The organism is Serinicoccus chungangensis (genome assembly GCF_001483745.1).
In the GTDB taxonomy this organism is placed as follows: domain Bacteria; phylum Actinomycetota; class Actinomycetes; order Actinomycetales; family Dermatophilaceae; genus Ornithinicoccus; species Ornithinicoccus chungangensis_A.
The window spans coordinates 68,465-94,342 of sequence record NZ_LQBL01000028.1 but is presented as its reverse complement, the minus strand read 5'-3'; the positions used below and the strand labels follow the sequence as shown (position 1 = coordinate 94,342).

Sequence of the window (25,878 nt, the reverse complement as noted above, 5' to 3'; positions counted from 1 at the left end):
CCCGGGCCGTGGGCTCGGTCGCGCTGGTCCTCAACCCGGCCGCGCGCGCCGCCGACGCCGCGCGCCGGGCGGTCGAGGAGGCGTGCCGCGAGGCGGGCGCCCCGCCACCCCTGGTGCTGCTCACCACCCCGGAGGAGCCCGGCGCGGCGCAGGCCCGCGAGGCCGTGGACGCCGGGTGCTCCCGCGTCGTCGTGGCCGGGGGGGACGGCACCGTCCGCGAGGTCGCCGGCGTCGTCGGGACGCGCGCGACCCTGGGCATCGTGCCGATCGGCACCGCCGACCTGGCCGCCCGCAACCTCGGCCTGCCGCTCCGCAGCCCGCGGGCGGCGGCGCGGCTCGCGGTGTCCGGGCGCGGGCGCGAGGTCGACCTCGGTCGGGTGGAGCTCCGGCGCGCGGACGGCTCGGTGCGCACCCTGTCCTTCCTCGTCGTGGTCGGGGTCGGCCACGACGCCGAGATCCTCGCCGGCCTGTCGCCCACGGCCAAGGCCCGGACGGGGTGGTGGGCCTACGTCACCCCGGGCCTGCGGCGACTGGGCAGTCCGGGGATGCCGGTGCGGGTCCGGCTCGACGACACCGAGGAGCGGGCCGAGACCGCCTGGAGCGTGCTCGCCGTCAACGGTGGCCGGCTCCCGCTCGGCGCGCGCCTGGTGCCGGGCCGGGGGGCGCTCCTGGACGACGGCCTGCTGCACCTCGCCGTGGTGAGCCCGCGGCGGGTGCGGGACTGGACGTCGATCGGGGCCACCGGGCTGGGGCTCCGACGGCGGGCGCACCCCGCGCTGAGCTACCGCACCGGCACGTCCGTGGTGGTCGAGCTGCCGACGCCCGGCCCGGTGCAGGTCGACGGGGACGTGCTCCCGGATATGGTGCGGGTATGGATCGAGCTCCTGCCGGCGGCCGTGAGGGTGGCGACGCCGGGAGGGAACCGGTGAGCGCCAGCGTGCCGACCGAGCTGCTGGCCCGGCTCATCGGACCGTTGCACCGGGGACGGGTGACGCGCGAGGACCAGGAGGCCATCGTCGACACGATGACGGCCCTGGAGGGGGCCGCCTTCCACGACCTGAAGTACCGACTCAACGCCACCGGGGACCACCACGACCTGGAGCACCTGGTCTTCGACCACCTCGACGAGGACCTGCAGGACACCCTGCTGGAGCACATCGCCGCGCAGGCGAGCGACCAGCCCGCCTCCGACCTGCGGGTGCTGTGCGACATCGACGACACCGTCAAGAGCGCCATCCACGACGAGCGCTTCCCGCGCGGCACCGTCTACCCCGGCGTGGTCGCGCTGCTCACCGAGCTGGACAGGGGCGCGACCGCCGACCCGGGACGGGTGGGCGACCTCACCTTCGTCACCGCTCGCCCGGGTGGTCCGCTCGGGCTCGTCGAGCAGTACACCCGGGACGACCTCTCCGAGCTCGGCATGCCGACCCACACGGTGCTCGGGGGGTCGCTGCTCAACCTGCACACCAAGAACGCCATCGCCGAGCGCAAGCTCCAGAACATGGAGCGCGACCACCTGCTCTTCCCCGAGTGCCGCATGGTGTTCATCGGTGACAGCGGTCAGGCCGACGGCGACGTGGGCGCCGAGATGGCCGTCCGACCCCACGACCACGTCGTCGGGACGCTGCTGCACGACGTCACCGGCCTCGACGCGGCGGCACGCGACGCCTGGGCGCAGCGGCGGGTCCACGTCTTCGACACCTATGCCGGGGCCGCGGCGCACGCGGTGCGGCTGGGACTGCTGAGCCCCGAGCAGGGCCGCACCGTCGCGCAGGCGGTGCAGACCGAGCTCGGGGCCCTGGAGCTCGCGCAGGAGCAGTCCGTCCGGGTCGCCGCCCTGCTGGAGGCGGACCTGGCGACCCTGGAGTCCGTCAGTCGGGGATGACGTCCATCTCGTCGGGGTGCGGGCCGCGGCGGCCGTCCTCGCCCTTGTCCAGCCCGTCGACGGCGCTCATCTGGTCCTCGGTCAGCTCGAAGTCGAAGATCTCAAAATTCTGCTGCATCCGGCCCGGCGTCACGGACTTGGGGAAGATGATGTCGCCGCGCTGGAGGTGCCACCGGAGCGCGACCTGGGCCGGGGTGCGCCCGTGGGCCTCGGCGATCCCGAGCAGGACCGCGTCGTCCAGGACGGCGCCCTGGGCGATGGGCGACCAGGCCTCGACCAGCCCGCCGTGCTCGTGCGTGGCCTTCCGGGCCGCCTCGTTGGCGAAGTAGGGGTGCACCTCGATCTGGTTCACCACCGGAGCGCTGCCGGTGGCCTCGACGATGCGCTCGAGGTGGTCGGGCTCGAAGTTGGAGACGCCGGCCGAGCGGGTCTTGCCGGCCCGCTGCAGCTCGAGCATGGTCTCCCACGTGGAGACGTAGTCACCGTCGTAGCGCGTGGGCAGCGGCCAGTGGATGAGGAACAGGTCGACCTGGTCCAGGCCGAGGCGGTCCAGCGACTCGTCCAGCGAGCGACGGGCGTCCTCGGGACGGTGGAACCCGTTGTTGAGCTTGGTGGTGACGTAGATCTCGTCGCGCGACAGCCCGGACTCGGCGATCGCCTCTCCGACACCCGCCTCGTTCTGGTACATCTGCGCGGTGTCGATGTGGCGGTAGCCGAACTCGAACGCCTGCAGCACCGCCTGCTTGGTGTCCTTCGGCGGGATCTGGAAGACCCCGAAACCGAGCTGGGGGATGGTCGTGCCGTCGTGAAGCTTGAGTGTCGGAACAGTCATACCCGCTCCAGCGACGGACCCTGGCACAGAATTCCCGGTGGCGTGCCCGCCAGGTGGCCGCGCCCACCGCCCTCCGGAGCAGGACGGCCGAACAGGACGGGGCGCGCACCTCGAGGTTAGGCTCAGCGCAGCCGATCCCCGCACGGCGACCCGTCACCGTTCCTCCTCACCCACGGAGTCACCATGCGACTGTCCCGACGCTCGTTCCTCGCTGCCCTGGGCGCGGCGGCGACCCCCGCGGCCCTCGGTGGCTGTGCCGGCTTCTCGACCGGGTCCGGCTCGGCCTCGACCGAGGGCTCGCTCACCTTCACCACCTGGGGCACCGACGCCGAGCTCGCGGCCCTGCGGTCGGCCATCTCGGCCTTCGAGGCCGCCAACGACGGGGCCAGCGTCGAGCTCAACGCCGTGCCCTACGAGCAGATGTTCACCAACATCGACGCCCAGCTGCAGGCCGGGAACCCGCCGGACGTGTTCCGGGTGCCCTACTACACCTTCGGCAGCTATGCCGGGCGCGACCAGCTCCTGGACCTCACCCCGCACCTGAGCGACGGGTTCGCCGACCGGTTCACCCCCCAGGCCTGGGCCGCGGTGCAGAACGGCGGCTCGCCCTACGGCGTGCCCCACCACACCGACACCTCGGTCATCCTCTACGACGTGCAGGCGCTCGCCGACGCCGGCATCGACTCGGTGCCGCAGACGCTGGAGGAGGCCTGGACCTGGGAGGAGTTCGCCGACGTCGCGCGCCGGCTCCAGGAGTCCCTGCCCTCGGACCAGTCGCCCTTCGCCTACAACTGGCAGGGCAACGGGGTGACCCGGTGGCTGAGCTGGCTCTTCGAGGCCGACGGACGCTTCCTCGAGGAGGACCTCGTGACGCCGGCGATCAACTCCGACGCCGGGGCCGCGGCCGTGGAGTTCACCACCAGCTTCTTCCGGGACAACCTGGTGCCGCGCAACAACTCCATCAGCTCCTCGACGTATGCCGCGGACAGCTGGTTCGCCGGTACCGTCCCCATGGTCTTCGCCGGGGCCTTCCTCGTCCCCGACGCGGAGGCGACCTACGAGCGGGAGTGGGCGGCCACCTTCCCGCCCCGCAACGAGCGCTCGGCCGGCGACTTCGGCGGCAACGCCCTCGTGGCCACGGCGCAGACCGAGCAGCCGGAGCTGGTCGCCCGGTTCCTGGAGTTCGTCACCGAGGCCGAGCAGATGCGCGAGTTCTGCGCCGGTTCCTCCCTGCTGCCCACCCGGGCCGACCTCGTGGAGGAGGGCATCGAGTTCGAGGTGCGTCCCGAGCTGTCGCAGGTCTTCCTGCAGCAGTCCAGCGCGGTGCTGCCGCAGGACTCGGGGCAGGTCGCCTCCCCGGACATGTCCTCGATCATCACCGTGCTGCAGGACGGTCTGGAGGCGAGCTTCCTCGGCGACGCCGACGTGGAGACGACCCTCGCCACGCTCTCCGACGGCATCGAGGCTGCGACGCAGTGACGGCGCGCGTCCGCGAGGCGTGGGCGGGCTACGCCTTCGCCGCGCCCACGCTGCTGCTGCTCGGGGTCTTCGTGCTGCTGCCGCTGGGTGGCGCGATGGTCATCAGCCTGCAGGAGACCAACGGCTTCGGCGAGGGGACCTTCGTCGGCCTGGACAACTACCGGCGCCTCGCGCAGGACCCCGTCTTCTGGCGGGCCACCCTCAACACCGCGCTCTACACCGTGCTCGTGACCCCGGCCGCGATGGCGATCGGCCTCGGGCTGGCCCTGCTGCTGGACTCCGCGCTCCCGGCGCGCGGCGCCCTGCGCTCGGTGCTCATCCTGCCGATGGCGATCTCCGGGGTCGCGACCGCGCTCATGGGCGTGCTCATCTTCGACGAGAACAGCGGCTTCCTCACCGAGGTGGCCCGGGCCCTGGGCCTCCCGCAGGTGGACTGGCAGACGCACGGGCCGGCCGCGTTCGCCTCCGTGGTCATCATGACCCTGTGGTGGCGGGTGGGCTTCAACATGCTCATCTACCTGGCGGGGCTGCAGGGGGTGGCGACCGAGCTCTACGAGGCGGCGCGGCTGGACGGCGCCAACGCCTGGCAGCGGCTGCGCCACGTCACCGTGCCCCAGCTGAGCAACCAGTCGTTCTTCCTGGTCATCCTCAACATCATCTACTCCTTCCAGGTCTTCGACATCGTCTTCGTCATGACCGGTGGAGGACCGGAGCGGGCCACGACCGTGCTGGTCACCTACGCCTACGACACCGGGTTCGTCACCCGGGACCAGGGGTATGCCGCGGCCATCGGCGTCGTGCTGCTCGCCGTCACCCTCGCGGTGACCGCGCTGCGGTGGCGCGCGCAGCGCCGGCGGGAGGAGACCGAGTGAGCACCCCTGTCACCCGTCGCCGGACAGCTGCAGGGCTGCGCCTGCTGGGCGCCCTGCTGGCCGCGGCGGTCATCCTCTTCCCGCTCTACTGGATGGTGGTCGTCGCCTTCTCCACCCGGTCCTCGCTGTCCGGGGGAGGGCTGCGGCTGTGGCCGGAGCAGGCCACGCTGGACAACTTCCGGCGGGTCCTCGACTCCTTCCCGGTGCTCACCTGGTTCGGCAACTCGGTGGCGATCGCCCTGGTGACCTCGGTCATCATCGTGCTCGTCAACCTGCTCGCCGGGTATGCCTTCGCCCACCTGCGCTTCCCCGGCTCGGGGGTGCTGCTGCTGGTCGCGCTGTCCACGCTCATGCTGCCGGTGCAGGTCATCATGGTCGGGCTGTTCCGGCTCGTCACCGACCTCGGCCTCTACGGCAGCTACTGGGCGGTGATCCTGCCGACGGCGGCCTCGGCCTTCGGGGTCTTCCTCGCCCGGCAGTTCATCCTCACCATCCCGCGCGAGCTCATCGAGGCGGCCCGGATCGACGGCGCGACGCACCTGCAGATCTTCTGGCGCATCGTGCTGCCGCTGTCGCGGCCGCTCATCGCGGTGCTCTTCTTCATGAGCATGCTGCAGGTGTGGAACGACTTCGCCTGGCCGCTCATCGCGCTGCGGGAGAACGCGCTCTACACCCTGCCGGTGGGGCTGCTCTTCCTGCAGGGCCAGTTCGGCCCGGACTACGGCGCGACCATGGCCTTCGCCCTCATCACCGTCGCGCCGATGGTGCTGGTCTTCCTCCTGGCCCAGCGCTGGTTCGTCCAGGGCTTCTCCCGCAGCGGGCTGCGATGAGCGGGGGCGCCCACCCGGTGGACAAGACCTGCGTGTCCTGCGGCCGGACGATCACCTGGCGCAAGAAGTGGGAGCGGGACTGGGACCAGGTGCGCTACTGCTCCGCCGCCTGCCGGCGCCGGGGGGTGGGTGAGGTCGACCACGAGCTCGAGGACGCCATCGGCGCGCTGCTCGACCAGCGGGCACGGGACGCCACCATCTGCCCCTCGGAGGCGGCGCGTCAGGTGGCCCGGGACCGTGGGCTCGAGGAGTGGCGCGACCTCATGGAGCCGGCCCGCCGTGCTGCCCGCCGGCTCGTGGCCGCCGGGGAGATCGAGATGGTCCAGCAGGGTCGGGTCGTGGACCCGTCGGCGGCTCGCGGGCCCATCCGCATCCGTCGCGCCTCGCGCGGTGGTTACCGGCTAGTCTGACACCGCATCGTCGGGAACGCGGAAAGGACAGGTCAGCGCGTGGATGCGGAGGGATCGACTCTGGTGACCGAGGACGACCGGGTGGGGGCGTTGCAGCGCCTGGACGTCCTCGACGCACCCACGGAGGGGCGTTTCGACCGGGTGATCCGGCTGGCCCAGCAGCTCTTCGACGTCCCGGTCGTGGCCGTCAACATGGTCGACGCCCAGGCCCAGCACACCATCGCCGCGCTGGGCATGGACTGCGGCTCGGTGCCCCTCGCCGACTCGTTCTGCGCGCACACCATCCGGCAGGCGGAGACCCTCGTGGTCCCCGACGTCATGCTGGACGCGAGGTTCCGGCACACCGCCCTCGTGGCCGGTGACCCGCACGTGCGCTTCTACGCCGGCCACCCGCTGCGCGCTCCCGGCGGCCAGGCGGTCGGCTCCCTGTGCCTCGCCGGGCCGCAGGCCCGCCAGTTCGACGCCACCCAGCAGCGGCTGCTGGCCGACCTGGCGAGCTGGGTCGAGGAGGAGCTCGTCCGCTCCGACGACCGGCTCGAGGCCGAGCAGGGTCCAGCGTCGGCTGGTGCCGCGTCGTCCGCTCGGGCTGGAGGGCTATGACGTCGCGGGCGGCGGCGCCCCCGCACGCTCGGTGAGCGGTGACTTCTACGACTGGCACGAGCTGCCCGATGGTTTCCAGGTGGTGCTGGCCGATGTCATGGGCAAGGGGTTGACCGCCGCCATCCTCGCGGCCGGGCTGCGAGCGGTCCTCCGGGGTGCCTCGCGCTACAACACGCTGGCCCAGGCCCTGCGACGGGTGGCCGCGAGCATGGCCGACGACCTGAACGAGACCGGCGCCTTCGTCACGATATTCGCCGCCCGGTTGACCCCGGAGACCGGGGCGCTGGAGTACGTCGACGCCGGGCACGGGCTGGCGGTCATCATCGACGCGACCGCCTCGAGCGCGCGCCTGCTCACCTCCGAGGACCTGCCCATCGGGGCCGTGGACGACGACACCTGGGAGAGCCACGAGGACGTCCTGGCCCCCGGGGAGACGCTCGCCGTGGTCAGCGACGGGATCCTCGACCTGTTCGACGAGCCCTGGGACGCCGTCGAGACGGGTCGTGAGCTGTCGGGGGTCAGCGCCACCGCGCAGGACCTGGTGGACGAGATCCTGGCGCGAGCGGCCCACCACGTGGTGACCGACGACGTGACGGCCCTCGTCGTCCGGAGGGACCGCTGATGGGCCGCCAGCTCCTCGTGCGCGTGCTCGTCGTGCTGACGCTGGTGCTCGGCACGTCCTACGTCGGGTGGCGCTGGCTCTACTCGGTCCGGTGGGAGAACTGGTGGATCGCGGTGCCGCTCGTCCTGGCGGAGACCTACGCCCTCGTGGACTCCTACCTGTTCGGCCTCACCGTGTGGCGGCTCAAGCGGCGGGGCGAAGCCCCCGAGCCGCCCGAGGACGCCACCGTCGACGTGCTCATCACCACCTACAACGAGCCGGTCGAGATGGTGGTCGCCACCGCGCGGGCCGCCGTGGGCATCCGTCACCCGCACCAGACCTGGATCCTCGACGACGGCGACCGACCCGACATGCGGGAGGCGGCCGACCGCCTGGGCGTGGGCTACCTCACCCGTACCGAGGACTGGTCCGACCGGCCCCGGCACGCCAAGGCCGGGAACCTCAACAACGCGCTCTTCCTCACCGAGGGCGAGTTCCTCCTCATCCTGGACGCCGACCAGATCCCCGCGCCGGAGATCCTGGACAGCACCCTCGGCTGGTTCCGTGACCCCGAGGTCGCCCTCGTGCAGACCCCCCAGTGGTTCACGAACGTCACCGACTCCGACCCCCTGGGCAGCCAAGCCCCGTTGTTCTACGGGCCCATCCAGCAGGGCAAGGACGGCTGGAACGCCGCCTTCTTCTGCGGCTCCAACGCCGTCCTGCGTCGCGAGGCCCTCATGCAGCTGGGCATCGTGGGGTATGTGCGAGAGGTCGAGGAGGGCGTGCGCGACGCCCTCGGCGCCTCACGCCGGATCCTCGCCAGAGCCGCGCGATCGGCGCGCCAGCACGGTCCGGCCGCGGTCGCCGCGGTGGACGAGCTGCGGACCGCCGCCCAGCAGGCCTCCGTCGCCCTGCGGCGCGGCGAACCGGTGGGCGAGGTCACCTACGCCTTCCAGAGCGCCGCGGACCGGGCGGCCCGCGGGCTGGTGGAGAGCGACCTGGAGCAGACCCGGGCCGACCTGGCCGAGCTGCCCCCCGCCATCGACGTGGACGAGGAGACAGGGGTGCTGCTCGTCGACGACGAGGCACTGACCCTGCTCAGCGAGCGCGAGCTCTCGCCGTTGGCCGCGATCGAGTCGGTGCGCCAGCTCCTGCGCGCCGTCGACGTGGACCGCGCCGACGAGGCGCAGCCCTTGATGCCGATGGCCACCGTCTCGGTGACCGAGGACATGGCGACGTGCATGCGGCTGCACAGCCAGGGGTGGCGCTCGGTCTACCACCACGAGATCCTCGCCACCGGTCTCGCGCCCGAGGACCTCGGCACGATGCTGCAGCAGCGGTTGCGCTGGGCCCAGGGCACCCTGCAGGTGCTGCTGCGGGAGAACCCGCTCGTCCAGAAGGGGCTCTCCGCCGGCCAGCGGCTCATGTACTTCGCCACCATGTGGAGCTACCTCTCCGGCTTCGCCGCCGTCGTCTTCATGGCGGCCCCGGTGTTCTACCTGTGCTTCGGCGTCCTGCCCGTCGAGGCGTTCGGGCTCGACTTCCTCATCCGCTTCGTGCCCTACTTCCTGGCCAACCAGATCCTCTTCATGGTGGTCGGGTACGGCGTGAAGACCTGGCGCGGCCACCAGTACAGCCTGGCGCTCTTCCCGTTGTGGATCCGTGCCTGCCTCACGGCCGCGGCCAACGTGTTCGGCAAGCGCCCGCTCGGGTTCGTCGTGACGCCCAAGACCCGGCAGCAGGGGCTCAGCCGCTTCCCGATCCGGTTGGTGTGGCCCCAGCTGCTCGCCTGCACGGTGCTGGCCGTGGCGGTCGTCGCCGGGCTGGTGCGCCTGTGGACCGGTGCGGCGAGCAGTGAGATCGGCACCGGGGTCAACGTCCTCTGGGTGGCCTACGACCTCCTCATCCTCAGCGTCATCTTCGAGGCCGCCCTCTACCGTCCCGCCGACGGCGCGGACGAGGACAGCCTGGACCCGTCCCCCGACAGCAAGGAGCAGATCACGTGAGCACCATCGAGGTCCGGACCGAGGGTCGCCGCGCCGTGGTGACCGGCCCGCCCCGGCTGAACATGACCGCCGCCCCCCAGCTGCGCGAGGTGCTCGCGCGGGCCGTCGCCGAGGGGTCGCCGCAGATCGTCGTCGACCTGGGGGAGACCACCTTCGTCGACTCCTCCGGCCTGGGCGCCCTGGTCGGTGGTCTGAAGACGGCGCGTCAGGCCGGGGGAGACCTCCGGCTGGCTGCGGTCTCCGAGCAGGTCATGACCGTGCTGACGCTGACCAGCCTGCACCGGGTGCTGCGTCCGTTCCCCACGGTCGAGGACGCCAGTCGTGAGTGGTGACTACGCCCTCGAGGGGCTCTCGGTCCCGGAGAGCCTGGACCAGCTGCACGACCTGCTGCAGCAGGTCGCCGAGGAGCACCACGGTGTCTCCTCCACCGACCTCATGCTCTTCGAGACCGCGGTCATCGAGATCGCCGGCAACGTCGTCGAGCACGGACGTCCGCAGGGCACCGTCGCCTGGTCCTTCACCCTCGCGGTGCTGCCGGACCGGCTGGCCGCGGTCCTCTCCGACGACGGGCAGGAGTACGCCGTCGCGGAGGACCAGCTGGCCGACGGCCGGTGGGCGATGCCCGAGGACGCCCTCGCCGAGGGTGGCCGGGGCCTGGCGCTGGCATCGGTGGCCCTCGACGAGCTCGACTACCAGCGCACCGGGGGCATCAACTCCTGGACGATGGTGCGGCACCGCCGCGAGGACCCGGCTCAGTAGTACACGGCCAGCGGCCCGTCCGGGCCCTCGATGACCTTGACCGGGGTGTGGAAGACCCGGGTGAGGGTCTCGTCCGTGAGGATCTGCGAGGGGGGTCCGAACTCGGTGATCCGGCCCTCGTTCATCGCCATGATCTGGTCGGCATAGCGGGCCGCGAAGTTGATGTCGTGCAGCACGATGACGATCGTCCTGCCCAGCTCGTCGGCCGCTGCGCGCAGCTGGCGCATCATCTGCACCGAGTGCTGCATGTCGAGGTTGTTGAGGGGCTCGTCCAGCAGCACGTAGTCGGTGTCCTGGGCGAGCACCATGGCCACGTAGGCCCGCTGCCGCTGCCCGCCGGAGAGCTCGTCGAGGTAGCGGTGCTCGAGCCCGGTGAGGTTGAGGAAGTCGATCGCCTCGCTGATGTGCCGCTCGCACTCCGGCGTCAGCCGCCCGTGGCTGTGCGGGAACCGCCCGAACCCGACGAGCTGGCGCACCGTGAGCCGGGTGATGAAGTGGTTCTCCTGCCGCAGGATCGACAGGATCTTCGCGATCGCCTTGGAGGGGGTGTGGACCACGTCGTGGCCGGCGACGGTGATCCGGCCCTCGTCCAGCCCGAGCAGCCGGCCGATCATCGTCAGCACCGTCGACTTGCCGGCACCGTTGGGGCCGATGAGCGCGGTGATCCCGCCGGTGGGGATCTGCGTCGTCACCGGCCCGATCCGGGTCTCGGTGCCGTAGGTCTTGGCGACGTCGACGAGCTCGATCACAGGCGGCCCTTTCGCATGATGTAGACGAGGAAGGTCAGCCCACCGATGAGCTCGATGATGATGGTGACCATGCCCTGCGCGTAGAAGACGTGCCGCAGCACGAAGTAGGCACCGGACAGCACGACATACCCCAGGAGGAAGGCCATGGGCAGCAGCAGCCGGTGGCTGTAGGTGTCGGCGAGCTGGTAGGTGAGCATGGCGACGAGGAAGCCGAGGAAGGTCATCGGCCCGACCAGGGAGGTGGTCATCGCCATGAGCAGGGAGACGAGGACGAGGACGACGATGACCTCGCGCTTGTGGTCGAGCCCGAGGTTGGTCGTCGCGTCCCGGCCGAGGGCGAGCACGTCGAGGCGCCGGGCCCGCCAGAACAGCGTGCCCCCGGCGGCCAGCGCGATCGGGATGGCGTAGGGCAGGTAGTCCGCGTCGGCGTTGCCGATGTTGCCGAAGAGCCGCGCGGTGAGGATGTCGAACTCGCTCGGCGTGAGCAGCCGCTGCATGAAGGTCGACAGGGCGCCCAGGCCGCCGCCGAGGATGACCCCGACGAGCAGCATGACGTGGATGTTGCCGAAGCGCCCCGAGAGGAGCCAGCCGTAGAGGATCGTGGCCACGATGACCATGAGCGCCGCCTGCAGGAGGAACTGCGTGGTGCCGGTGACCATGGCCACGCCGGAGGCGCCGAAGACGAAGACGGCACCGGTCTGCACCACGACGTAGAGCGCCTCGAAACCCATGATCGAGGGGGTGATGATCCGGTTGCTCGTCGCGGTCTGGAAGCTCACCGTGGCGAAGGCGTGGCAGAAGGCGACGACGAGGATGACCGCGATGCTCGTGACGCGCAGCTCGGCGATGCGCCAGAAACCGTCGCTGCCCACCGGCATCGGGTTGTCGTAGGCGAGGATCCCGGCCGTGGACCCCACGGCGAGCACGGCCAGCACGACCATGATGACCGCATACCGCAGCCGGTCGCGGCCGCGCACGAAGGGGCCGGTGCGTCGCGGCGCCCGACCCGGGGTCGGTGGCGGCGTGGTCGCCGAGGGACGGGGTGCGGCGGTGCGGGTCTCAGCCACGGCGCTGCCTGATGACGAGCAGGGCGATGAAGAAGAAGGCGCCGAGGACGCCGAGGATGAGCGAGACCGGCACCTCGAAGGGCATGATGATCGTGCGCCCGATGATGTCGCAGATCGTCACCACCCAGACGCCGAGAAGACAGACCCAGGGCAGGTTGCTGCGCAGGTCGTCACCGCGGATGAGGGAGACGACGTTGGGGACGATGAGACCGAGGAAGGGCAGCGAGCCGATGACCACGGTGACGACGCCCGTCGCCACCGAGACCATCGCGACCCCCATGAGGATGATCCGGTCGTAGTCGAGCCCGACGTTGGTCGCGATGTCCTTGCCCAGGCCCGCGACCGTCAGCCGGTCGGCGAGCAGGAAGACCAGCACCGTGACGGCCAGGACGATCCACAGCATCTCGTAGCGTCCTCGCACCACCGAGGTGAAGCTGCCGGCGAACCAGATGCCCATCTGCTGCAGCATGTCGGTGGACATGGCCAGGTAGGTCGAGACGGCACCCACGACGGCACCGATCATGATGCCGACGACGGGGACGATGAGCGAGGACTTCAGGGAGACCCGGCGCAGGAAGAGGAAGAACACCATGGTGCCGATGAAGGCCATGAGCACCGCGCCGCCCATCCGGGCGAGCAGGCTGGCCCCCGGCACGAGGATGAGCACGAGCAGCAGGCCGAGCCCGGCCCACTCGGTCGTGCCCGTCGTGGTCGGCTCGACGAAGCGGTTCTGGGTCAGGAGCTGCATGACGAGCCCGCACATCGACATGGCGGCGCCGGCCAGCACGAGCGAGATGGTGCGGGGGACGCGCGTGATGCCGAACATCGCCCAGCCGTCCTCACCGCCGGTGATGTCGTAGACCCCCACCGACAGCGACAGGAGCAGCAGCCCGGCCGTCAGCAGCACCGCGACCGGGAGCGTCCACGGCGAGGACCTCCGGCCCGCGCCCCGACCTCCCGGTGTGGCGGGGCCGGTGGGCAGGGCGGGGCCGGAGGTCGGCCTCGAGGAGGTGTCCGAGGTCACGTGGGGGGAGGGCTCAGCGCGCCGACCCCATGGCGTCGGCCATGGAGGTGAACAGCTCGGTGTAGGCCTGCATGTCCTCGGTGAGGTAGAAGTCGGCGGGGAGGTAGACGATCTGGCCCTCCTGGACCGCGGTGACGTTCTGCAGGGCCTCGGACTCCTCGATGAGCTCCTCGGCGCTGGAGTACTCATCACCCTCCGCGGCGATGGCGGCGTCGCGGTCCATGACGACGAGCCAGTCGGGGTCGGCCTCGGCGATCGCCTCGACCGAGATGTCGTCCCCGTGGCCGCTGTCGCCACCCTCCTGCTCCAGGGCGGGGGTCAGCCCGAGCACCTCGAAGACCGGGCCGATCGACCGGCCGGTCACCGGGGCGACGTAGGAGATGTCACCGCCGGAGGTCAGCAGCCCCATGACGGTCTGCTCGGGGTCGTAGGCCCGGGCAGCCTCGTCGATGGCGCCCTGGAACTCCTCGACCATGGCCTGCGCGTCCTCCTCGTGCCCCAGCGCCTGCCCGACCAGCTCCAGCTGGCGGATGAGCTCCTCGTCCAGCGGCTGCGCCTCGTCGGTGGTGGTGTCGACGACGGCGGCGTCCGGGACGAGGTCCTGGATGTCGCCGTAGTAGTCCTGGAAGCGGTAGCCGGTGAGGACGAGGTCGGGGTCGGCGGCGACGACGGCCTCCAGGTCGGGCTCGCCGTGGTTGCCGAGGTTCACCACCGAGTCGTCCTGCGCGTAGGACAGGTCGCCGGGGAAGATGTCGAGGGGGGCGGCCACGATCTCCACCCCCCACTCGTCCATGGCCCGGACCACGCGGTTGTCGGTGACCATGACGCGCTCGGCGGGCATCGGGACCTCGACGGTGCCCTGGACGTCCGTCACCTCCACGGTCCCGGACTGCTCCGAGCCCTCCTCGGCGCCGGTCGCGTCGGCGTCTCCGGACGACCCACCGCCAGCGGCCGTCTCCTCGGAGCCCTCGTCGCTGCCGCAGGCGGCCAGGATGAGGGCGGCGGCGGTGGCGACGGCCACGAGGCCGGCGCGGGGACGAGCGATGCGCATGGGGTTCTCCTCCAGGGTTCGACAGGCGCCGGATCGGCAAGGTAACCCTAACCTCACTTCTATTGAGGACTGGGTCCATGCGCATAATTGTGGTCAAGGTCACGGGAGGATGGCGACCGGGCGGACCGCGCGCGGTGCGTCAGAGGGCGAGCGCCAGGGCCTCGGCGAAGAGCGCCTCGCCGTCGGCGTCCATCCCGCGACCCGCGAACCACGCCGCGACGTTGCTGCAGTCGCGGTGCAGGAGCGAGGGGCCCTGGGGGTTGGTGACGACATCGACGACCTGGGGGAGGTCGATGACGGTCACCGTCTCGTGGTGCACGAGGAGGTTGTAGGCCGACAGGTCGCCGTGGGCCCAGCCGTGCTCGGCGAGCTGCAGCACGACCGTGCGGACCTGCTCCCACAGGTGCCCGAGCAGGGGACCGTCGGCCTGCGCCTGGGCCAGCCGGGGAGCGGCCAGACCCGTCGGCTCACCGACGAACTCCATGAGCAGCTCGGTCCCCGCCAGCGAGACGGGATAGGGCACCGGTATGCCGTGCTCCCAGGCCCGGCGCATCGCCTGCCACTCGGCCTCCGCCCAGCGGACCGCCGCGACCTGCCGGCCGTAGCGGCTGCCCCGGGCGAGGGCGCGCTGGTCGCGCGACCGGCGCACGCCGCGGCCCTCGGCATACACCGCGCTGCGGTGGAAGGTGCGGTGGTCGGTGTCGCGGTACCGCTTGGCGGCCAGGAGGCACGCCACGTCGGTGGTGTCGAGCGCGCTGGTCTCGACCTCGGTGGTGGTGGTGGTGGTGGTGGCGCGCTCGAGCAGGAAGACGTCGGCCTCCTTGCCGGTCTTGAGGACGCCGAGCTCGGTGTCGACGGCGCCGGAGTCCTGGACGAGCCAGGCCGGGACCGGGGCGGGCCCGCGGTGGCCCGCCTCGACGTCCCAGTAGGTGGTCAGCCGCTGGCCGTCGGCGAGGTGCTCGAGACCCTCGAGCGGGGTGTAGTCGAAGGTGAAGAACGGGTCGAGGTCACCCGTGGGGGAGGAAGGCTGCACTGGTGCTCCTGATGCGAGGGGTGGGGCGGGCCGTGGCGGTGCTCGAGCAGGCCATGTCGTCCCTCCTTCCTCGTCCGGGAGCACGACGGCTGTCGTGCGCGTGAGGGGAAGCATCGCGCCCCGCGCGCCCGACGGCAACGGGTTTTCCCGACTTGACCTCGCCGGGCCGCAGGGCGAGCCTGGGCGGATGTACCTCATCGTGGTGAAGTTCCCCGTCAAGGCCGAGTCCGCGTCCCAGTGGCCCCAGATCGTCTCCGACTACACCGCCGCCGTGCGGTCCGAGGAGGGCAACCTCTTCTTCGAGTGGTCCCGCAGCCTGGAGGACCCGCTGGAGTTCGTCCTCGTCGAGGGGTTCACCGACGACGGGGCCGCCGCCCACGTCGAGAGCCCGCACTTCACCGAGGGCATCGAGGCGATGCGCCCGCACCTCACGGCCACCCCGCAGATCCTCTCGCGCCAGGTCGAGGGCGAGGGCTGGGACGCGATGGGCGAGCTGCAGATCGACTGAGCGGGTCGCCACTCCCGGCTCAGGTGCCGGCCCGGCTCGCCTGCTCCTCGTCGGGGATCTCGTCCTCGAGCCGCTGCAGCACCGTCTTGCCGAGGAGGGCGAAGGCGACCACGCCCACGAGCAGGACGCCGAAGCCGAGCCAGCCGTTGCCCGTCGCGGCGAAGGTGACGTACCCGAGCAAGGCGATGACGGCCCCGGAGATGGCGTACGGCAGCTGGGTGGTCACGTGGGTGATGACGTTGCAGCTGGCGCCGGTGCTGGACAGGATCGTCGTGTCGCTGATCGGCGAGCAGTGGTCGCCCCAGACGGCCCCGGCGAGCACCGCTCCGAAGGCCGCGAGCAGCAGCTCGTCGCCGCCGCTGACGTTGTTCATGATGTCGCCGGCGATCGGCAGCAGGATGCCGAAGGAGCCCCACGAGGTGCCGGTCGAGAAGGCCATGGCCCCGGCCAGCACGAACATGACCGGGACCAGCCACTGCGGGGCCATGTCGGCGCTCTCGACGAGGCCACCGAGGTACTCCCCGGTGCCCAGCTCGCTGATGAGGCCCCCGAGGACCCACGCCAGGAGCAGGATGTAGACCGCCGGGAGCATGGACTGCAGCCCGCTGACGACTCCGCGCCCCAGCGTGCCGGCGGAGAACTTGGGGTTGGACGTGGTGTAGCGCACGTAGTAGTAGAACGCCGAGGCCAGGCCCAGCACGGCGCCGTAGATGAGGGCCTGGGTGACGTCGGTCGAGGCCATGATCTCCAGGACGCCGACCCCGCTGCCCGCCTCGTAGTCCTCGGCCGTGACGGTGCCTCGGTAGCCGGTCCAGACGATGCCGCCCAGCACCCCGACGACGAGCAGCAGGAACGGGATGACGAGGGCCCGCTTGTGACCGGGGGAGTGCACGGGCAGGTCCTCGGCGATCTCGCCGGGGATCTCCTCGCTGGCGTCGTAGGTCTCGCCCTCGGTGATGGCCCGGCGCTCCTGGCCGCGCATCGGGCCGACGTCGATGCCGAACACGACGACGACCCAGACCAGCAGCACGGCCGTGATGGCGTAGTAGTTCATGCCGGCCGCCCCCACGAAGGCGCCGACGTCGCTCACCGTCAGCGCCGAGGCGGCGACGAGGGGGGCCATGATGCCGATGATGCTCGCGCCCCAGCTGGAGAAGGGCACGAGCACCGCCACGGGAGCCGAGGTGGAGTCGATGAGGTAGGCCAGCTTGGCGCGCGCGACGTGGTGCCGGTCGGTGACCGGTCGGGCCACCTGCCCGACGGCCAGGGCGTTGAAGTAGTCGTCGATGAAGATGGCGATGCCCAGCCCGGCGGCCAGGCCCTGGGCGCCCCGGCGGGTGCGGATCCGTTGGATGGCCCAGTCGGAGAAGGCCTGGCTGCCGCCGGACATGAGGATGAGCGAGGCGATGACGCCCAGCGCCAGCGTGAAGAGCAGGATGTAGACGTAGTAGGTGTTGACCGCCCCCTCCTCCCAGAAGATGGCGGCGAAGCCGGTCCCCACGAGGCGCAGGGTCTCCAGGGGGTTGAAGTTCGCGACGAGCAGGGCGCTGGCCAGGACGCCGGCGCCCAGGCTGAGCAGGACCTTCTTGGTCGCGATGACCAGCGCGATCGCGATGATCGGCGGCAGGAGGGTCAGGATCGGCAGGTCCTCGGTCATGGTTCCTCCTCAGCGGCGGTGGTGCTCAGGGTAGACCCGCTCAGACGTCGGCGCCCCGACGTGCGCGGAGTTTCGCCCGCACGGTGACGACGAGGACGACGGCGAGGATGCCGTAGAGCAGCCAGGTGATCCAGCTGCTGACCAGCACCGCGTAGTCGCCGTCCGAGGACAGCAGCGCCTCGCGCAGCGAGCTCTCGGCGAGCGGACCGAGCACGATGCCGATCATGAGCGGAGCCAGCGGCACGTCGTAGCGCCGCATGACGAAGCCGACGACCCCGATGAGCAGCAGCAGGTAGAGGTCGAACTGCGCGGCGGACAGGGCATACACCCCGAGACCGCAGAACATCGTGATGCCGCCGTAGAGGTACGGAGCGGGGATGAGCAGCAACTTGGCCCACAGCTGGGCGAACGGCAGGTTGATGATGAGCAGCACGACGAGCGCGACGAAGAAGCTCGCCAGCAACGACCACACCAGGTCCGGTGCCCGGTCGAAGAGCAGCGGGCCGGGCTGCAGGCCGTACTGCTGGAACGCAGCGAGCATGATGGCCGCCGTGGCCGAGACGGGGAGGCCGAGGGCCAGCAGCGCGCCCATGGCGGTGCCGGTGGTGGCGTTGCCCGCCGCCTCGGGGGCCGCCAGGCCGCGGATCGCTCCCTTGCCGAACATCGGCCGGGGGCGCTTGCGGTCGATGCGGCGCTCCAGGTCGTAGGCCATGAAGGTGGGCACCTCCGAGCCGCCCACCGGGATGATGCCGAAGGGCAGGCCGATCGCCGTGCCCCGGGCCCACGCCGGCCCCGCCTCGCGGAACTCGGCGCGGGAGAGCCAGGCCCGGCCGCCGGCCTTCATCGCCACCGTCTTGGGGTCCCGACGGACCCGGGAGGCGATGTGGAAGACCTCGCCGAGCGCCAGCACGGCGACCGTCACGGTGACGAGGGAGACGCCGTCGAAGAGCTCGGGCACCCCGAGGGTCGCGCGCTCGGTGGCCGAGATCGGGTCCATGCCGATGGTGGCGATCCCGAGACCGACCACGAGCGCGGCGACCCCCTTGACGACGGAGTCGCCCACGATGGAGGAGGTCGCCACGAAGGCGAAGACGGCGAGCGCGAAGTACTCCGCGAACCCGAAGGTCGCCGCGAAGTCGGCGAGCGAGGGAGCGAGGAAGACCACCACGACCGCGGCGCTGAACCCGCCGAGGAAGGCGCCCAGGGCGGCCGTCGCGAGGGCCTGAGGGGCGCGCCCGTCCTTGGCCATGCGGTGCCCCTCGAAGGTGGACGCGATGGCCGAGGCCTGGCCGGGGGTGTTCATGAGGATGGCCATGGTGGAGTCGCCGAAGAGGCCACCGAAGTAGACGCCGGCGAACATGATGAAGGCCGCGGTCGGCTCCAGGGCGAAGGTCATCGGCAGGAGCAGGGCGACGGCCATGGAGCTGCCCAGACCGGGCATGACGCCGACCGCCGTCCCGAGCAGGCAGCCGACGACGACCCAGAGCAGGTTCATCGGGGTCAGGGCGCCGGCGAAGCCCTCCATGAGCAGCGACAGGGACTCCACGTCAGAACCTCCCGAGGATGCCGGCCGGCAGGTTGAGGCCCAGCCCCTGCGCGAACCCTAGGTAGACCAGTGAGGAGACGAAGAGGGCCAGCGAGGCGTCGAAGAGCGGCCGCGTCGAGCCGATCCCGCGGGCCACGCACCAGAAGAGGACGGCGGCCGCCAGGATCCAGCCCAGCAGCTCGATGGTCAGGGCGAAGACGAGGAAGCCCCCGACGCACCAGGCGACCGCCCGCCAGTCGGTGAAGGTGCGCCACCGGCCGCCGTCCTGGTCCCCGGTGTCGACCGGCTCCGGGTGGCGCAGGTAGTGCAGGACGAGCAGCGCCGAGAGGAGGTAGCCCAGGACGATGAGGATGAGGGGGAAGAAGCGCGGCCCGGGGAAGTCGGTCCCCTCGGGCACGTCCATCGTCAGGACCCCGACGAGCAGGTAGGTCGTGAAGGCGGCCAGGAGCCCCGGCACGACGAGCCCGGAGCGCCCGCGCCAGAAGGCCGCGTCGATCACAGCCCCAGCTCCTCGACCAGCGCCTCGTTCTGGCGCGTGTCCTCCTCGATGAAGTCGATGAGGTCGGGTCCGGTGAGGAAGACGTCGGACCACCGGTTGCGCTCCATGGCCTCCTGCCACTCCTCGCTCTGGGCCGTCTCGGTGACGATCGCCTCCAGCTCGGCGAACTCCTCGTCGGTGATGCCGGCGGGGGCGAGGAAGCCGCGCCAGTTGGTCATCGAGACGTCGTAGCCCTGCTCGATGAGGGTGGGCAGGTCGATCCCCTCGACCCGCTCCGGGGAGACGATCGCGAGGCCGCGCATCCGGCCCGCCTCGATCTGGTCGGCGAACTCGTTGTAGCCCGAGACCGCCGCCCGGGCGTCGCCCGAGGAGATGACCTGGATGGCCTCGCCTCCCCCCGACTGGGGGATGTAGGTGATCTCCGTGGGGTCGATCCCGGCCCGGATGGCCAGGTCCGCGACGATGAGGTGGTCCAGCCCCCCGGCCGACCCGCCGGTGAAGGGGAAGGCACCCGGGTCCTGCTCCCAGTCGGCGATGAGGTCGTCGATGTCCTGGTAGGGCGAGTCCGCGGGGACGACGATGATGTCGTACTCTTCGCTGACCCGGGCGAGCGGCCGCACGTCGGTCATGGCGACGGGGGAGTCGTTGAGCGCGATGGCGCCGCTCATGACGGTGCCGGTGGTGAGCAGGTTGGTGGCCTCGCCCTCCAGCGTCGAGAACGTCCCGAGCCCGATGGTCCCGCCGGCGCCGGGGATGTTGAGGACGGTGGCGTTGTTGACGATCCCGTTGGCCCGCATCGCGGCCTGCTGCTCCCGGGTGAAGGTGTCCCACCCCCCGCCGGCTCCCGCCGGGGCGATGAGGGTGAGCGTGGAGCGCAGGTCCGAGCCCTGCTGCGCCGACCGGGCCGAGAGCGTGAACGCCCACCCGATCACCAGGACCGCGACGACGGCATACACGACCATCGCCCATCGTGGCCGGCCCGTGCGCGCCGCGTCCTCGCTCATCCTGCTCCTTCGCTGGTGGTCAGCGACTACTATCACTGACGCAACGTCACCTGACAAGCAACCAGGACGGGAACCGCCATGACCGTAGTGCTCGCGTGGACGACCACGCCGGAGGGACGGGCCGCCGAGGAGACCGCGGTGGCCGAGGCGCGGCGCCGCTCCCTGGACCTCGTCGTCGTGCCGATGCAGGAGGGGACGCCGCAGGTCGCGGCCGACGGGGTGCAGGTCCGGGTGCACGAGCCGGACGAGCGCGACCGGGACCTCGCCGGTGACTTCCTCGACATCGCCGCCGAGGAGGACGCCACGCTCATCGTCATCGGCGTCCGGCACCGCTCCGCGATCGGCAAGCTCATCCTGGGCTCCACCGCCCAGCAGGTGCTCCTCGAGGCGGCCGCCCCGGTGCTCGCCGTCAAGGCGGCCCGCTGAGCGACCGCGCCGCACGGGCGCGCCACGGGTCATGACAGGCTGGTGACGTGACGAGCACCCTGGGCACCGACCACGTCCTGCGCCTCCTGCAGGAGGTGGCCGACGCGGTGATCACCCCGCGGTTCCGGTCCCTGGACGAGGACGAGATCTCCTCCAAGACCCACCCCGGTGACCTGGTCACCGTCGCCGACCGGGAGGCCGAGGTGATCATCACCCGGGAGCTGTCCGCGGCATACCCGGACGCGGTGATCCTCGGCGAGGAGGCCTTCGCCGACGACGCCAGCAGCATGGCCGGCTTCCGGCGCGCCGAGCACGCGTTCACCGTCGACCCGGTCGACGGCACCCGCAACTTCGTCCACGGCTCCCCGGACCACGCCGTCATGGTCGCCGAGACCCGGGGCGGGCGCACCGTGCGCGCCTGGATCTGGCAGCCGCAGCACGAGCTCGCCTACGTCGCCGAGGTCGGCGCAGGCGCCACCCGCAACGGGGAGGCCCTGCCGCGGCTCGAGCCGGGCACCGACCCCGCGCGCTGGCGGGTGCGGACCTCCGCCCGTCGCCGGGTGGGGGAGCAGGTCGGTCCGCTGGCCCCGCTGGAGCTCAGCTGGGTGAGCTGCGGGATCGACTACCCCAAGCTCGCCGAGGGGGAGTGCGAGGGCCTGCTCTATCACGGCACCCGCCCGTGGGACCACGTCCCCGGCGCCCTGCTCGTCAGCGAGCTCGGCGGGGTCGTGGGGTCGGACGAGGGCGAGGCCTACGGCCCCCGCAGCGAGCCGGGGCGCATCCTCGCGACGGCGGGCCGCGGCGTCTACGACGGGCTGCGTCGCGAGCTCTGACCCCGTGGGCCGTCCGGGTCGCCGTGCTCCGCGGGGCTGTGCCCGCTCGCGCCGTGCTGGGTGGTGTCGTGCCCGGGGGTGTCGTGCTCGGTGGTGTCGTGCTCCGTGGTGTCGTGCACCGCGGCCCGCAGGGCGAGCTCCCGGGCCAACGTCGTGACCTGCTGCTCGAGCTCGCGCATCCGGCGGTAGGAGGCCGCGACGTAGCCGAGGAAGACCACGGTGAGGCCGTAGAGCAGCAGGTCGGCGCCCCGGCCCACGCCCAGCAGCTGCGCGACCTGGGTGAGGACGCGCGGGAAGAGGATGGCGATCGCCGCCAGCACGACGAAACCGACCAGCAGCAGCCGGCGCACCGCCTGGTGCCGGACCCCGGCCGTGGAGCGGGTGAGCATCGAGGTGACCACGACGACGCTCAGCAGGAGGACGAGCTTGATGAGGGGTTGGTCGAGCACGTCAGCGCCTCCGCTCGGTGGTGGTCGGGGTGGTCGTGGTGGTGGTCGTCGTCTCGGGCATCGGCACCGGACCTACTTGAGGATGGTGTCGACGAGGATGTTGACCGAGTTCATGAGGGACTGCCCCTTGGCCCGGCTGTAGTCGGTGTAGAGCACGTGCACCGGGTGCTCGGCCCACGGCAGCCCGGTGCGGCCGAGCTGCAGGACGATCTCGGTGGCGTGCGCCATGCGGTTCTGCCGCAGGTCCAGACGGACCGCCGCGTCGCGCCGGATGACCCGCAGGCCGTTGTGCGCGTCGGTGAGCTTCATCCCGGTCTGCTGGTTGGTCAGCCAGACGGCCGCCTTGAGCACGAGCTTCTTCAGCAGCCCGGGACGGGTGCGGCGGTCGAGGAAGCGGGAGCCGAAGACGATCGCGAGGCGCTCGTCCCGGGCCCGCTGCACCATCTCGGCGGCGTCCTGCGGCCGGTGCTGGCCGTCGGCGTCGAAGGTGACGAGGTATGCCGCGTCCGTCGCCTCGAGCACGTAGCGCATCCCCGTCTGCAGCGCCGCCCCCTGCCCGAGGTTGAACGGGTGCTGCACGACGACCGCCCCGGCCGCCCGCGCCCGCTCGGCGGAGTGGTCTCGCGAGGCGTCGTCGACGCAGACGACGTGCGGGAAGACCGCGCGCGCCTCGCGCAGGACGTCCTCGACGACCCGGGCCTCCTCGTAGAGGGGGATCACCAGCCAGGCGTCCTCCTGCACGGGCGTTAGAGTCATGGGTGCATTGTCCCTCACCACCCCTGATGGGAGTCCCGTGACGACACGCATCGTCGACAGTGCCGACGTCGCGCCGAGCGCGAGCATCGGCGAGGGCACCTCGGTCTGGCACCTCGCCCAGGTGCGCGAGGACGCCGTGCTGGGCGCCGGCTGCGTCATCGGACGCGGCGCCTACGTCGGCACCGGGGTGCGCATGGGCGACCACTGCAAGGTGCAGAACTACGCGCTGGTCTACGAGCCTGCCGAGCTCGGGCGCGGCGTCTTCGTCGGCCCCGCCGCCGTCCTCACCAACGACACCTTCCCCCGCGCGGTCAATCCCGACGGGTCCCTCAAGGCGGCCGACGACTGGGAGCAGGTGGGGGTGAGTATCGGCGAGGGGGCCTCCGTGGGGGCCCGCGCCGTGTGCGTGGCGCCGGTGCGCGTCGGCGCCTGGGCCACCGTGGCCGCCGGGGCCGTGGTCACCAAGGACGTCCCGGACCACGCCCTCGTCGTCGGGGTGCCGGCCCGCCAGGTCGGCTGGGTCGGGCACGCCGGCCGTCCGCTGGAGCCGACCGGCGTCCCGGGTGAGTGGCGCTGCCCGCAGACGAGTGCGACATACCGAGAGAGCGACGGCGGACTGCGCCGCGCCGAGCCCGACGGAGGACAGTCATGACCGAGCAGCCGATGATCCCCGCGGCCAAGCCGCTCATCGGGGAGGACGAGCGGGTGGCGGTGGACCGGGTGCTGCGCTCGGGGATGGTGGCGCAGGGGCCGGAGGTGGCGGCGTTCGAGGGGGAGTTCGGGGCCCAGCTGGTGGGTGGGCGCACGTGCGTGGCGGTGAACTCGGGGACCTCGGGGCTGCACCTGGGGTTGCTGGCGTGCGGGATCGGGGAGGGGGACGAGGTGGTGGTGCCCTCGTTCACCTTCGCGGCGACGGCGAACGCGGTGGCGTTGACGGGGGCGCGGCCGGTGTTCGCGGACATCAGCGCGGACACGTTCACCCTGGACCCGGACTCGGTGCGGGAGGTGCTGAGCGACCGGACGGCGGCGGTGATGCCGGTGCACCTGTACGGTCATCCCGCGGACCTGGAGGGGTTGCGGGCGGTGACCGCGCAGGCGGGGGTGCAGCTGTTCGAGGACGCGGCGCAGGCGCACGGGGCGACGTTCCGGGGGGAGCCGGTGGGCGGCTTCGGGTCGTTCGGGATGTTCAGCCTGTACCCGACGAAGAACATGACCTCGGGTGAGGGCGGGATGGTGGCGTGCGCGGACGAGGAGATCGCGCGGGGGGTGCGGTTGCTGCGCAACCAGGGGATGGAGAAGCAGTACGCGAACGAGGTGATCGGGTTGAACAACCGGATGACCGACATCCACGCGGCGATCGGGCGGGTGCAGCTGACGAAGGTGGGGGCGTGGACGCAGGCGCGGCAGGCGAACGCGGCGTGGTTGGACGAGCACCTGGCCGGGGTGGCCGGGGTGGTGGTGCCGACGGTGCGGGCGGGGTGCACGCACGTGTACCACCAGTACACGGTGCGGATCGACGGTGCGAGCGGCGCCCAGCGGGACGAGGTGGTGGCCGCGCTGCGGGAGGAGCACGGGGTGGGGTCGGGCGTGTACTACCCGACGCCGAACCACGAGCTGGTGTCGTTGTCGCGGTTCGCGCCGGCGTGGGAGCTGCCGGAGACGGCGCGGGCGGCGGCCGAGGTCATCAGCCTGCCGGTGCACCCGTCGCTGACGCCGGGCGACCTGGAGCGGGTCGCGGGTGCGGTGGCGGCCGTGGTGGGGGCGGGCGCATGAGCGCGCGGCTGCTGCCGGAGGGCCGGACGGTCCGGATGGGTCTGATCGGGCTGGGCTCGATGGGGCGTCACCACGCCCGGGTGATCCGTGAGGTGGAGGGGATGGAGCTGGTGGCGGTCGCCGACCCGGTGGGCGACAGGCACGGGGTGGCGGGGGCGTTGTCGGTGCTGCCGGACGTGGAGGGGTTGATCGCTGCCGGGATCGACGCGGCGATGGTGGCGGTGCCGACGTACCTGCACGAGGAGGTCGCGCTGGCGCTGGCCGAGGCCGGGGTGCACACGATGGTGGAGAAGCCGATCGCGGCGACCGCGGAGTCGGGTCGTCGGGTGGCGCAGGCGTTCGAGTCGGCGGGGCTGGTCGGCGCGGTGGGGTACGTCGAGCGGTGCAACCCGGCGTTGCTGGAGATGCGACGGCGGATCGCGGCGGGGGAGCTGGGCGAGCTCTACCAGATCACGACCTCGCGGCAGGGGCCGTTCCCGGCGCGGATCGCGGACGTGGGGGTGGTCAAGGACCTCGCGACGCACGACATCGACCTGACGGCGTGGATCGCGCGCTCGGAGTACGCGAGCGTGTCCGGGCAGGTGACGCACCGCTCGGGTCGTGAGCACGAGGACATGGTGGTGGCGACCGGGCGGCTGCGCGACGGGACGATCGTCTCGCACACGGTCAACTGGTTGAGTCCGCTCAAGGTGCGCGAGACGGTCGCGACGGGAGAGCTGGGCGCGTTCGTGGCGGACACGCTGCAGGGTGACCTGACTTTCGTGGCCAACGGTGACGTGCGCAGCGAGTGGGAGCGGGCGGCGACCTTCCGCGGGGTCTCCGAGGGCGACTCCATCCGGTATGCCATCGCCCGCCGGGAGCCGCTGCGCGTGGAGCAGGAGAACTTCCGGGACGCCCTGTGGGGCCGGCCGGCCGACGTCGTGTCCATGGCCGAGGGCGTGCACACCCTCGAGGTCGTCGAGGCCATCCTCGACTCCGCCGCCACCGGGCACACCCGGACCCTGTGACCCACCGGGCGCCGCGGGTGGTTGCCCAGGCTCCCACCGAGCGTCGCGGGTGGTTGCCCAGCCGCGCACCGAGCGCCGTGGATGGTTGCTCAGGCTCCCACCGAGCGTCGTGGATGGTTGCTCAGGCTCCCACCGAGCGCCGTGGATGGTTGCTCTGGGGCCGACCGAGCGTCGTGGATGGTTGCTCAGGCTCCCACCGAGCGCCGCGGGTGGTTGCTCTGG

General features: G+C 71.7%; 29 protein-coding genes. 17 read left to right on the top strand and 12 right to left on the bottom strand.

Features of this window, described 5'->3' with window-relative positions; all coding sequences use genetic code 11:
* The first annotated feature begins 8 nt into the window (after positions 1 to 8).
* Both AVL62_RS17290 and AVL62_RS09030 read left to right on the top strand, forming a co-directional pair.
* The gene (locus tag AVL62_RS17290) at positions 9 to 929 is read left to right on the top strand and encodes a diacylglycerol/lipid kinase family protein (RefSeq protein ID WP_058891325.1); all 921 of its coding nucleotides are present in this window, start codon (positions 9 to 11) and stop codon (positions 927 to 929) included.
* A complete protein-coding gene (locus AVL62_RS09030) occupies positions 872 to 1,885 on the top strand; it encodes a phosphatase domain-containing protein (RefSeq protein ID WP_153011733.1) in 1,014 nt (337 codons plus the stop codon). The genes AVL62_RS17290 and AVL62_RS09030 overlap by 58 nt, the downstream gene beginning before the upstream one ends.
* Here the strand turns inward: AVL62_RS09030 and AVL62_RS09025 are convergent.
* Positions 1,872 to 2,717, bottom strand: coding sequence for an aldo/keto reductase (locus AVL62_RS09025; protein WP_058891323.1), 846 nt, complete (start codon positions 2,715 to 2,717; stop codon positions 1,872 to 1,874). The genes AVL62_RS09030 and AVL62_RS09025 overlap by 14 nt on opposite strands.
* A 183-nt stretch (positions 2,718 to 2,900) precedes the next feature.
* On the opposite strand from AVL62_RS09025, the gene AVL62_RS09020 reads away from it, so the two are divergent.
* The 9 genes from AVL62_RS09020 (at position 2,901) to AVL62_RS08980 (ending at position 10,274) form a co-directional block, all read left to right on the top strand.
* Entirely contained in the window at positions 2,901 to 4,196 is a 1,296-nt protein-coding gene (locus tag AVL62_RS09020; protein WP_058891322.1) for an ABC transporter substrate-binding protein, read from the top strand.
* Positions 4,193 to 5,068 (top strand): carbohydrate ABC transporter permease, encoded by an 876-nt coding sequence (locus tag AVL62_RS09015; RefSeq protein ID WP_058891321.1) that lies wholly within the window; start codon positions 4,193 to 4,195, stop codon positions 5,066 to 5,068. Before AVL62_RS09020 ends, AVL62_RS09015 begins: the two co-directional genes overlap by 4 nt.
* Entirely contained in the window at positions 5,065 to 5,898 is an 834-nt protein-coding gene (locus tag AVL62_RS09010; protein ID WP_058891320.1) for a carbohydrate ABC transporter permease, read from the top strand. Before AVL62_RS09015 ends, AVL62_RS09010 begins: the two co-directional genes overlap by 4 nt.
* Entirely contained in the window at positions 5,895 to 6,308 is a 414-nt protein-coding gene (locus AVL62_RS09005) for a DUF2256 and DUF3253 domain-containing protein (protein ID WP_058891319.1), read from the top strand. Before AVL62_RS09010 ends, AVL62_RS09005 begins: the two co-directional genes overlap by 4 nt.
* A 63-nt stretch (positions 6,309 to 6,371) precedes the next feature.
* A complete protein-coding gene (locus AVL62_RS09000) occupies positions 6,372 to 6,908 on the top strand; it encodes a GAF domain-containing protein (RefSeq protein WP_058891318.1) in 537 nt (178 codons plus the stop codon).
* A complete protein-coding gene (locus AVL62_RS08995) occupies positions 6,874 to 7,530 on the top strand; it encodes a PP2C family protein-serine/threonine phosphatase (RefSeq protein WP_058891317.1) in 657 nt (218 codons plus the stop codon). The genes AVL62_RS09000 and AVL62_RS08995 overlap by 35 nt, the downstream gene beginning before the upstream one ends.
* Positions 7,530 to 9,515, top strand: a complete 1,986-nt coding sequence (locus AVL62_RS08990; protein ID WP_058891316.1) for a glycosyltransferase family 2 protein — start codon at positions 7,530 to 7,532, stop codon at positions 9,513 to 9,515. Before AVL62_RS08995 ends, AVL62_RS08990 begins: the two co-directional genes overlap by 1 nt.
* A gap of 5 nt (positions 9,516 to 9,520) precedes the next feature.
* Entirely contained in the window at positions 9,521 to 9,847 is a 327-nt protein-coding gene (locus AVL62_RS08985) for an STAS domain-containing protein (protein WP_083518898.1), read from the top strand.
* The gene (locus AVL62_RS08980) at positions 9,837 to 10,274 is read left to right on the top strand and encodes an ATP-binding protein (RefSeq protein WP_058891314.1); all 438 of its coding nucleotides are present in this window, start codon (positions 9,837 to 9,839) and stop codon (positions 10,272 to 10,274) included. Before AVL62_RS08985 ends, AVL62_RS08980 begins: the two co-directional genes overlap by 11 nt.
* Here AVL62_RS08980 and AVL62_RS08975 read toward each other — a convergent pair.
* The 5 genes from AVL62_RS08975 to AVL62_RS08955 form a co-directional block, all read right to left on the bottom strand.
* The gene (locus tag AVL62_RS08975) at positions 10,268 to 11,023 is read right to left on the bottom strand and encodes an ABC transporter ATP-binding protein (protein ID WP_058891313.1); all 756 of its coding nucleotides are present in this window, start codon (positions 11,021 to 11,023) and stop codon (positions 10,268 to 10,270) included. The genes AVL62_RS08980 and AVL62_RS08975 overlap by 7 nt on opposite strands.
* Positions 11,020 to 12,090, bottom strand: coding sequence for an iron chelate uptake ABC transporter family permease subunit (locus tag AVL62_RS08970; RefSeq protein ID WP_419177488.1), 1,071 nt, complete (start codon positions 12,088 to 12,090; stop codon positions 11,020 to 11,022). The genes AVL62_RS08975 and AVL62_RS08970 overlap by 4 nt, the downstream gene beginning before the upstream one ends.
* On the bottom strand, positions 12,083 to 13,072 hold the full coding sequence (locus AVL62_RS08965; RefSeq protein ID WP_058891770.1) for an ABC transporter permease: 990 nt from the start codon (positions 13,070 to 13,072) through the stop codon (positions 12,083 to 12,085). The genes AVL62_RS08970 and AVL62_RS08965 overlap by 8 nt, the downstream gene beginning before the upstream one ends.
* Before the next feature lie 55 nt (positions 13,073 to 13,127).
* Complete coding sequence (locus AVL62_RS08960; protein ID WP_058891312.1) at positions 13,128 to 14,165, bottom strand: siderophore ABC transporter substrate-binding protein; 1,038 nt, start codon at positions 14,163 to 14,165, stop codon at positions 13,128 to 13,130.
* A gap of 139 nt (positions 14,166 to 14,304) precedes the next feature.
* Complete coding sequence (locus tag AVL62_RS08955; RefSeq protein ID WP_058891311.1) at positions 14,305 to 15,198, bottom strand: serine protein kinase RIO; 894 nt, start codon at positions 15,196 to 15,198, stop codon at positions 14,305 to 14,307.
* Between the two features lie 187 nt (positions 15,199 to 15,385).
* Between AVL62_RS08955 and AVL62_RS08950 the strand changes: the two genes are divergently transcribed.
* Positions 15,386 to 15,706 (top strand): putative quinol monooxygenase, encoded by a 321-nt coding sequence (locus AVL62_RS08950; RefSeq protein WP_058891310.1) that lies wholly within the window; start codon positions 15,386 to 15,388, stop codon positions 15,704 to 15,706.
* 19 nt (positions 15,707 to 15,725) lie between these two features.
* On the opposite strand, the gene AVL62_RS08945 is transcribed toward AVL62_RS08950, so the two are convergent.
* The 4 genes from AVL62_RS08945 to AVL62_RS17065 are packed head-to-tail and all read right to left on the bottom strand — an operon-like array spanning position 15,726 to position 20,412.
* On the bottom strand, positions 15,726 to 17,363 hold the full coding sequence (locus tag AVL62_RS08945; protein ID WP_058891309.1) for a Na+/H+ antiporter NhaC family protein: 1,638 nt from the start codon (positions 17,361 to 17,363) through the stop codon (positions 15,726 to 15,728).
* Positions 17,364 to 17,403: 40 nt separating this feature from the next.
* Positions 17,404 to 18,909: a tripartite tricarboxylate transporter permease gene (locus AVL62_RS08940; RefSeq protein ID WP_058891308.1), complete on the bottom strand. Its 1,506-nt coding sequence runs from the start codon at positions 18,907 to 18,909 to the stop codon at positions 17,404 to 17,406.
* 1 nt (position 18,910) lies between these two features.
* The gene (locus AVL62_RS17070) at positions 18,911 to 19,408 is read right to left on the bottom strand and encodes a tripartite tricarboxylate transporter TctB family protein (RefSeq protein ID WP_058891307.1); all 498 of its coding nucleotides are present in this window, start codon (positions 19,406 to 19,408) and stop codon (positions 18,911 to 18,913) included.
* A complete protein-coding gene (locus AVL62_RS17065; RefSeq protein ID WP_235585636.1) occupies positions 19,405 to 20,412 on the bottom strand; it encodes a Bug family tripartite tricarboxylate transporter substrate binding protein in 1,008 nt (335 codons plus the stop codon). The genes AVL62_RS17070 and AVL62_RS17065 overlap by 4 nt, the downstream gene beginning before the upstream one ends.
* Before the next feature lie 78 nt (positions 20,413 to 20,490).
* Between AVL62_RS17065 and AVL62_RS08925 the strand changes: the two genes are divergently transcribed.
* Together AVL62_RS08925 and AVL62_RS08920 are read left to right on the top strand one after the other, a co-directional pair.
* A complete protein-coding gene (locus AVL62_RS08925) occupies positions 20,491 to 20,838 on the top strand; it encodes a universal stress protein (protein ID WP_058891305.1) in 348 nt (115 codons plus the stop codon).
* Between the two features lie 47 nt (positions 20,839 to 20,885).
* Entirely contained in the window at positions 20,886 to 21,671 is a 786-nt protein-coding gene (locus tag AVL62_RS08920; protein ID WP_235585635.1) for an inositol monophosphatase family protein, read from the top strand.
* Here AVL62_RS08920 and AVL62_RS08915 read toward each other — a convergent pair.
* Complete coding sequence (locus tag AVL62_RS08915; RefSeq protein WP_153011730.1) at positions 21,644 to 22,120, bottom strand: DUF2304 domain-containing protein; 477 nt, start codon at positions 22,118 to 22,120, stop codon at positions 21,644 to 21,646. The genes AVL62_RS08920 and AVL62_RS08915 overlap by 28 nt on opposite strands.
* Positions 22,121 to 22,192: 72 nt before the next feature.
* Positions 22,193 to 22,876 carry a glycosyltransferase family 2 protein gene (locus tag AVL62_RS08910; RefSeq protein ID WP_058891304.1) on the bottom strand — a complete coding sequence of 228 codons (684 nt, stop codon included), beginning with the start codon at positions 22,874 to 22,876 and terminating at the stop codon, positions 22,193 to 22,195.
* 37 nt (positions 22,877 to 22,913) lie between these two features.
* Between AVL62_RS08910 and AVL62_RS08905 the strand changes: the two genes are divergently transcribed.
* From AVL62_RS08905 to AVL62_RS08895, 3 genes are read left to right on the top strand one after another with little or no spacing between them, the layout of a single operon-like run.
* On the top strand, positions 22,914 to 23,528 hold the full coding sequence (locus AVL62_RS08905; protein ID WP_058891303.1) for an acyltransferase: 615 nt from the start codon (positions 22,914 to 22,916) through the stop codon (positions 23,526 to 23,528).
* Positions 23,525 to 24,649, top strand: coding sequence for a DegT/DnrJ/EryC1/StrS family aminotransferase (locus AVL62_RS08900; RefSeq protein ID WP_058891302.1), 1,125 nt, complete (start codon positions 23,525 to 23,527; stop codon positions 24,647 to 24,649). Before AVL62_RS08905 ends, AVL62_RS08900 begins: the two co-directional genes overlap by 4 nt.
* Complete coding sequence (locus AVL62_RS08895; protein ID WP_058891301.1) at positions 24,646 to 25,656, top strand: Gfo/Idh/MocA family protein; 1,011 nt, start codon at positions 24,646 to 24,648, stop codon at positions 25,654 to 25,656. The genes AVL62_RS08900 and AVL62_RS08895 overlap by 4 nt, the downstream gene beginning before the upstream one ends.
* The last annotated feature ends 222 nt before the right edge of the window (positions 25,657 to 25,878 follow it).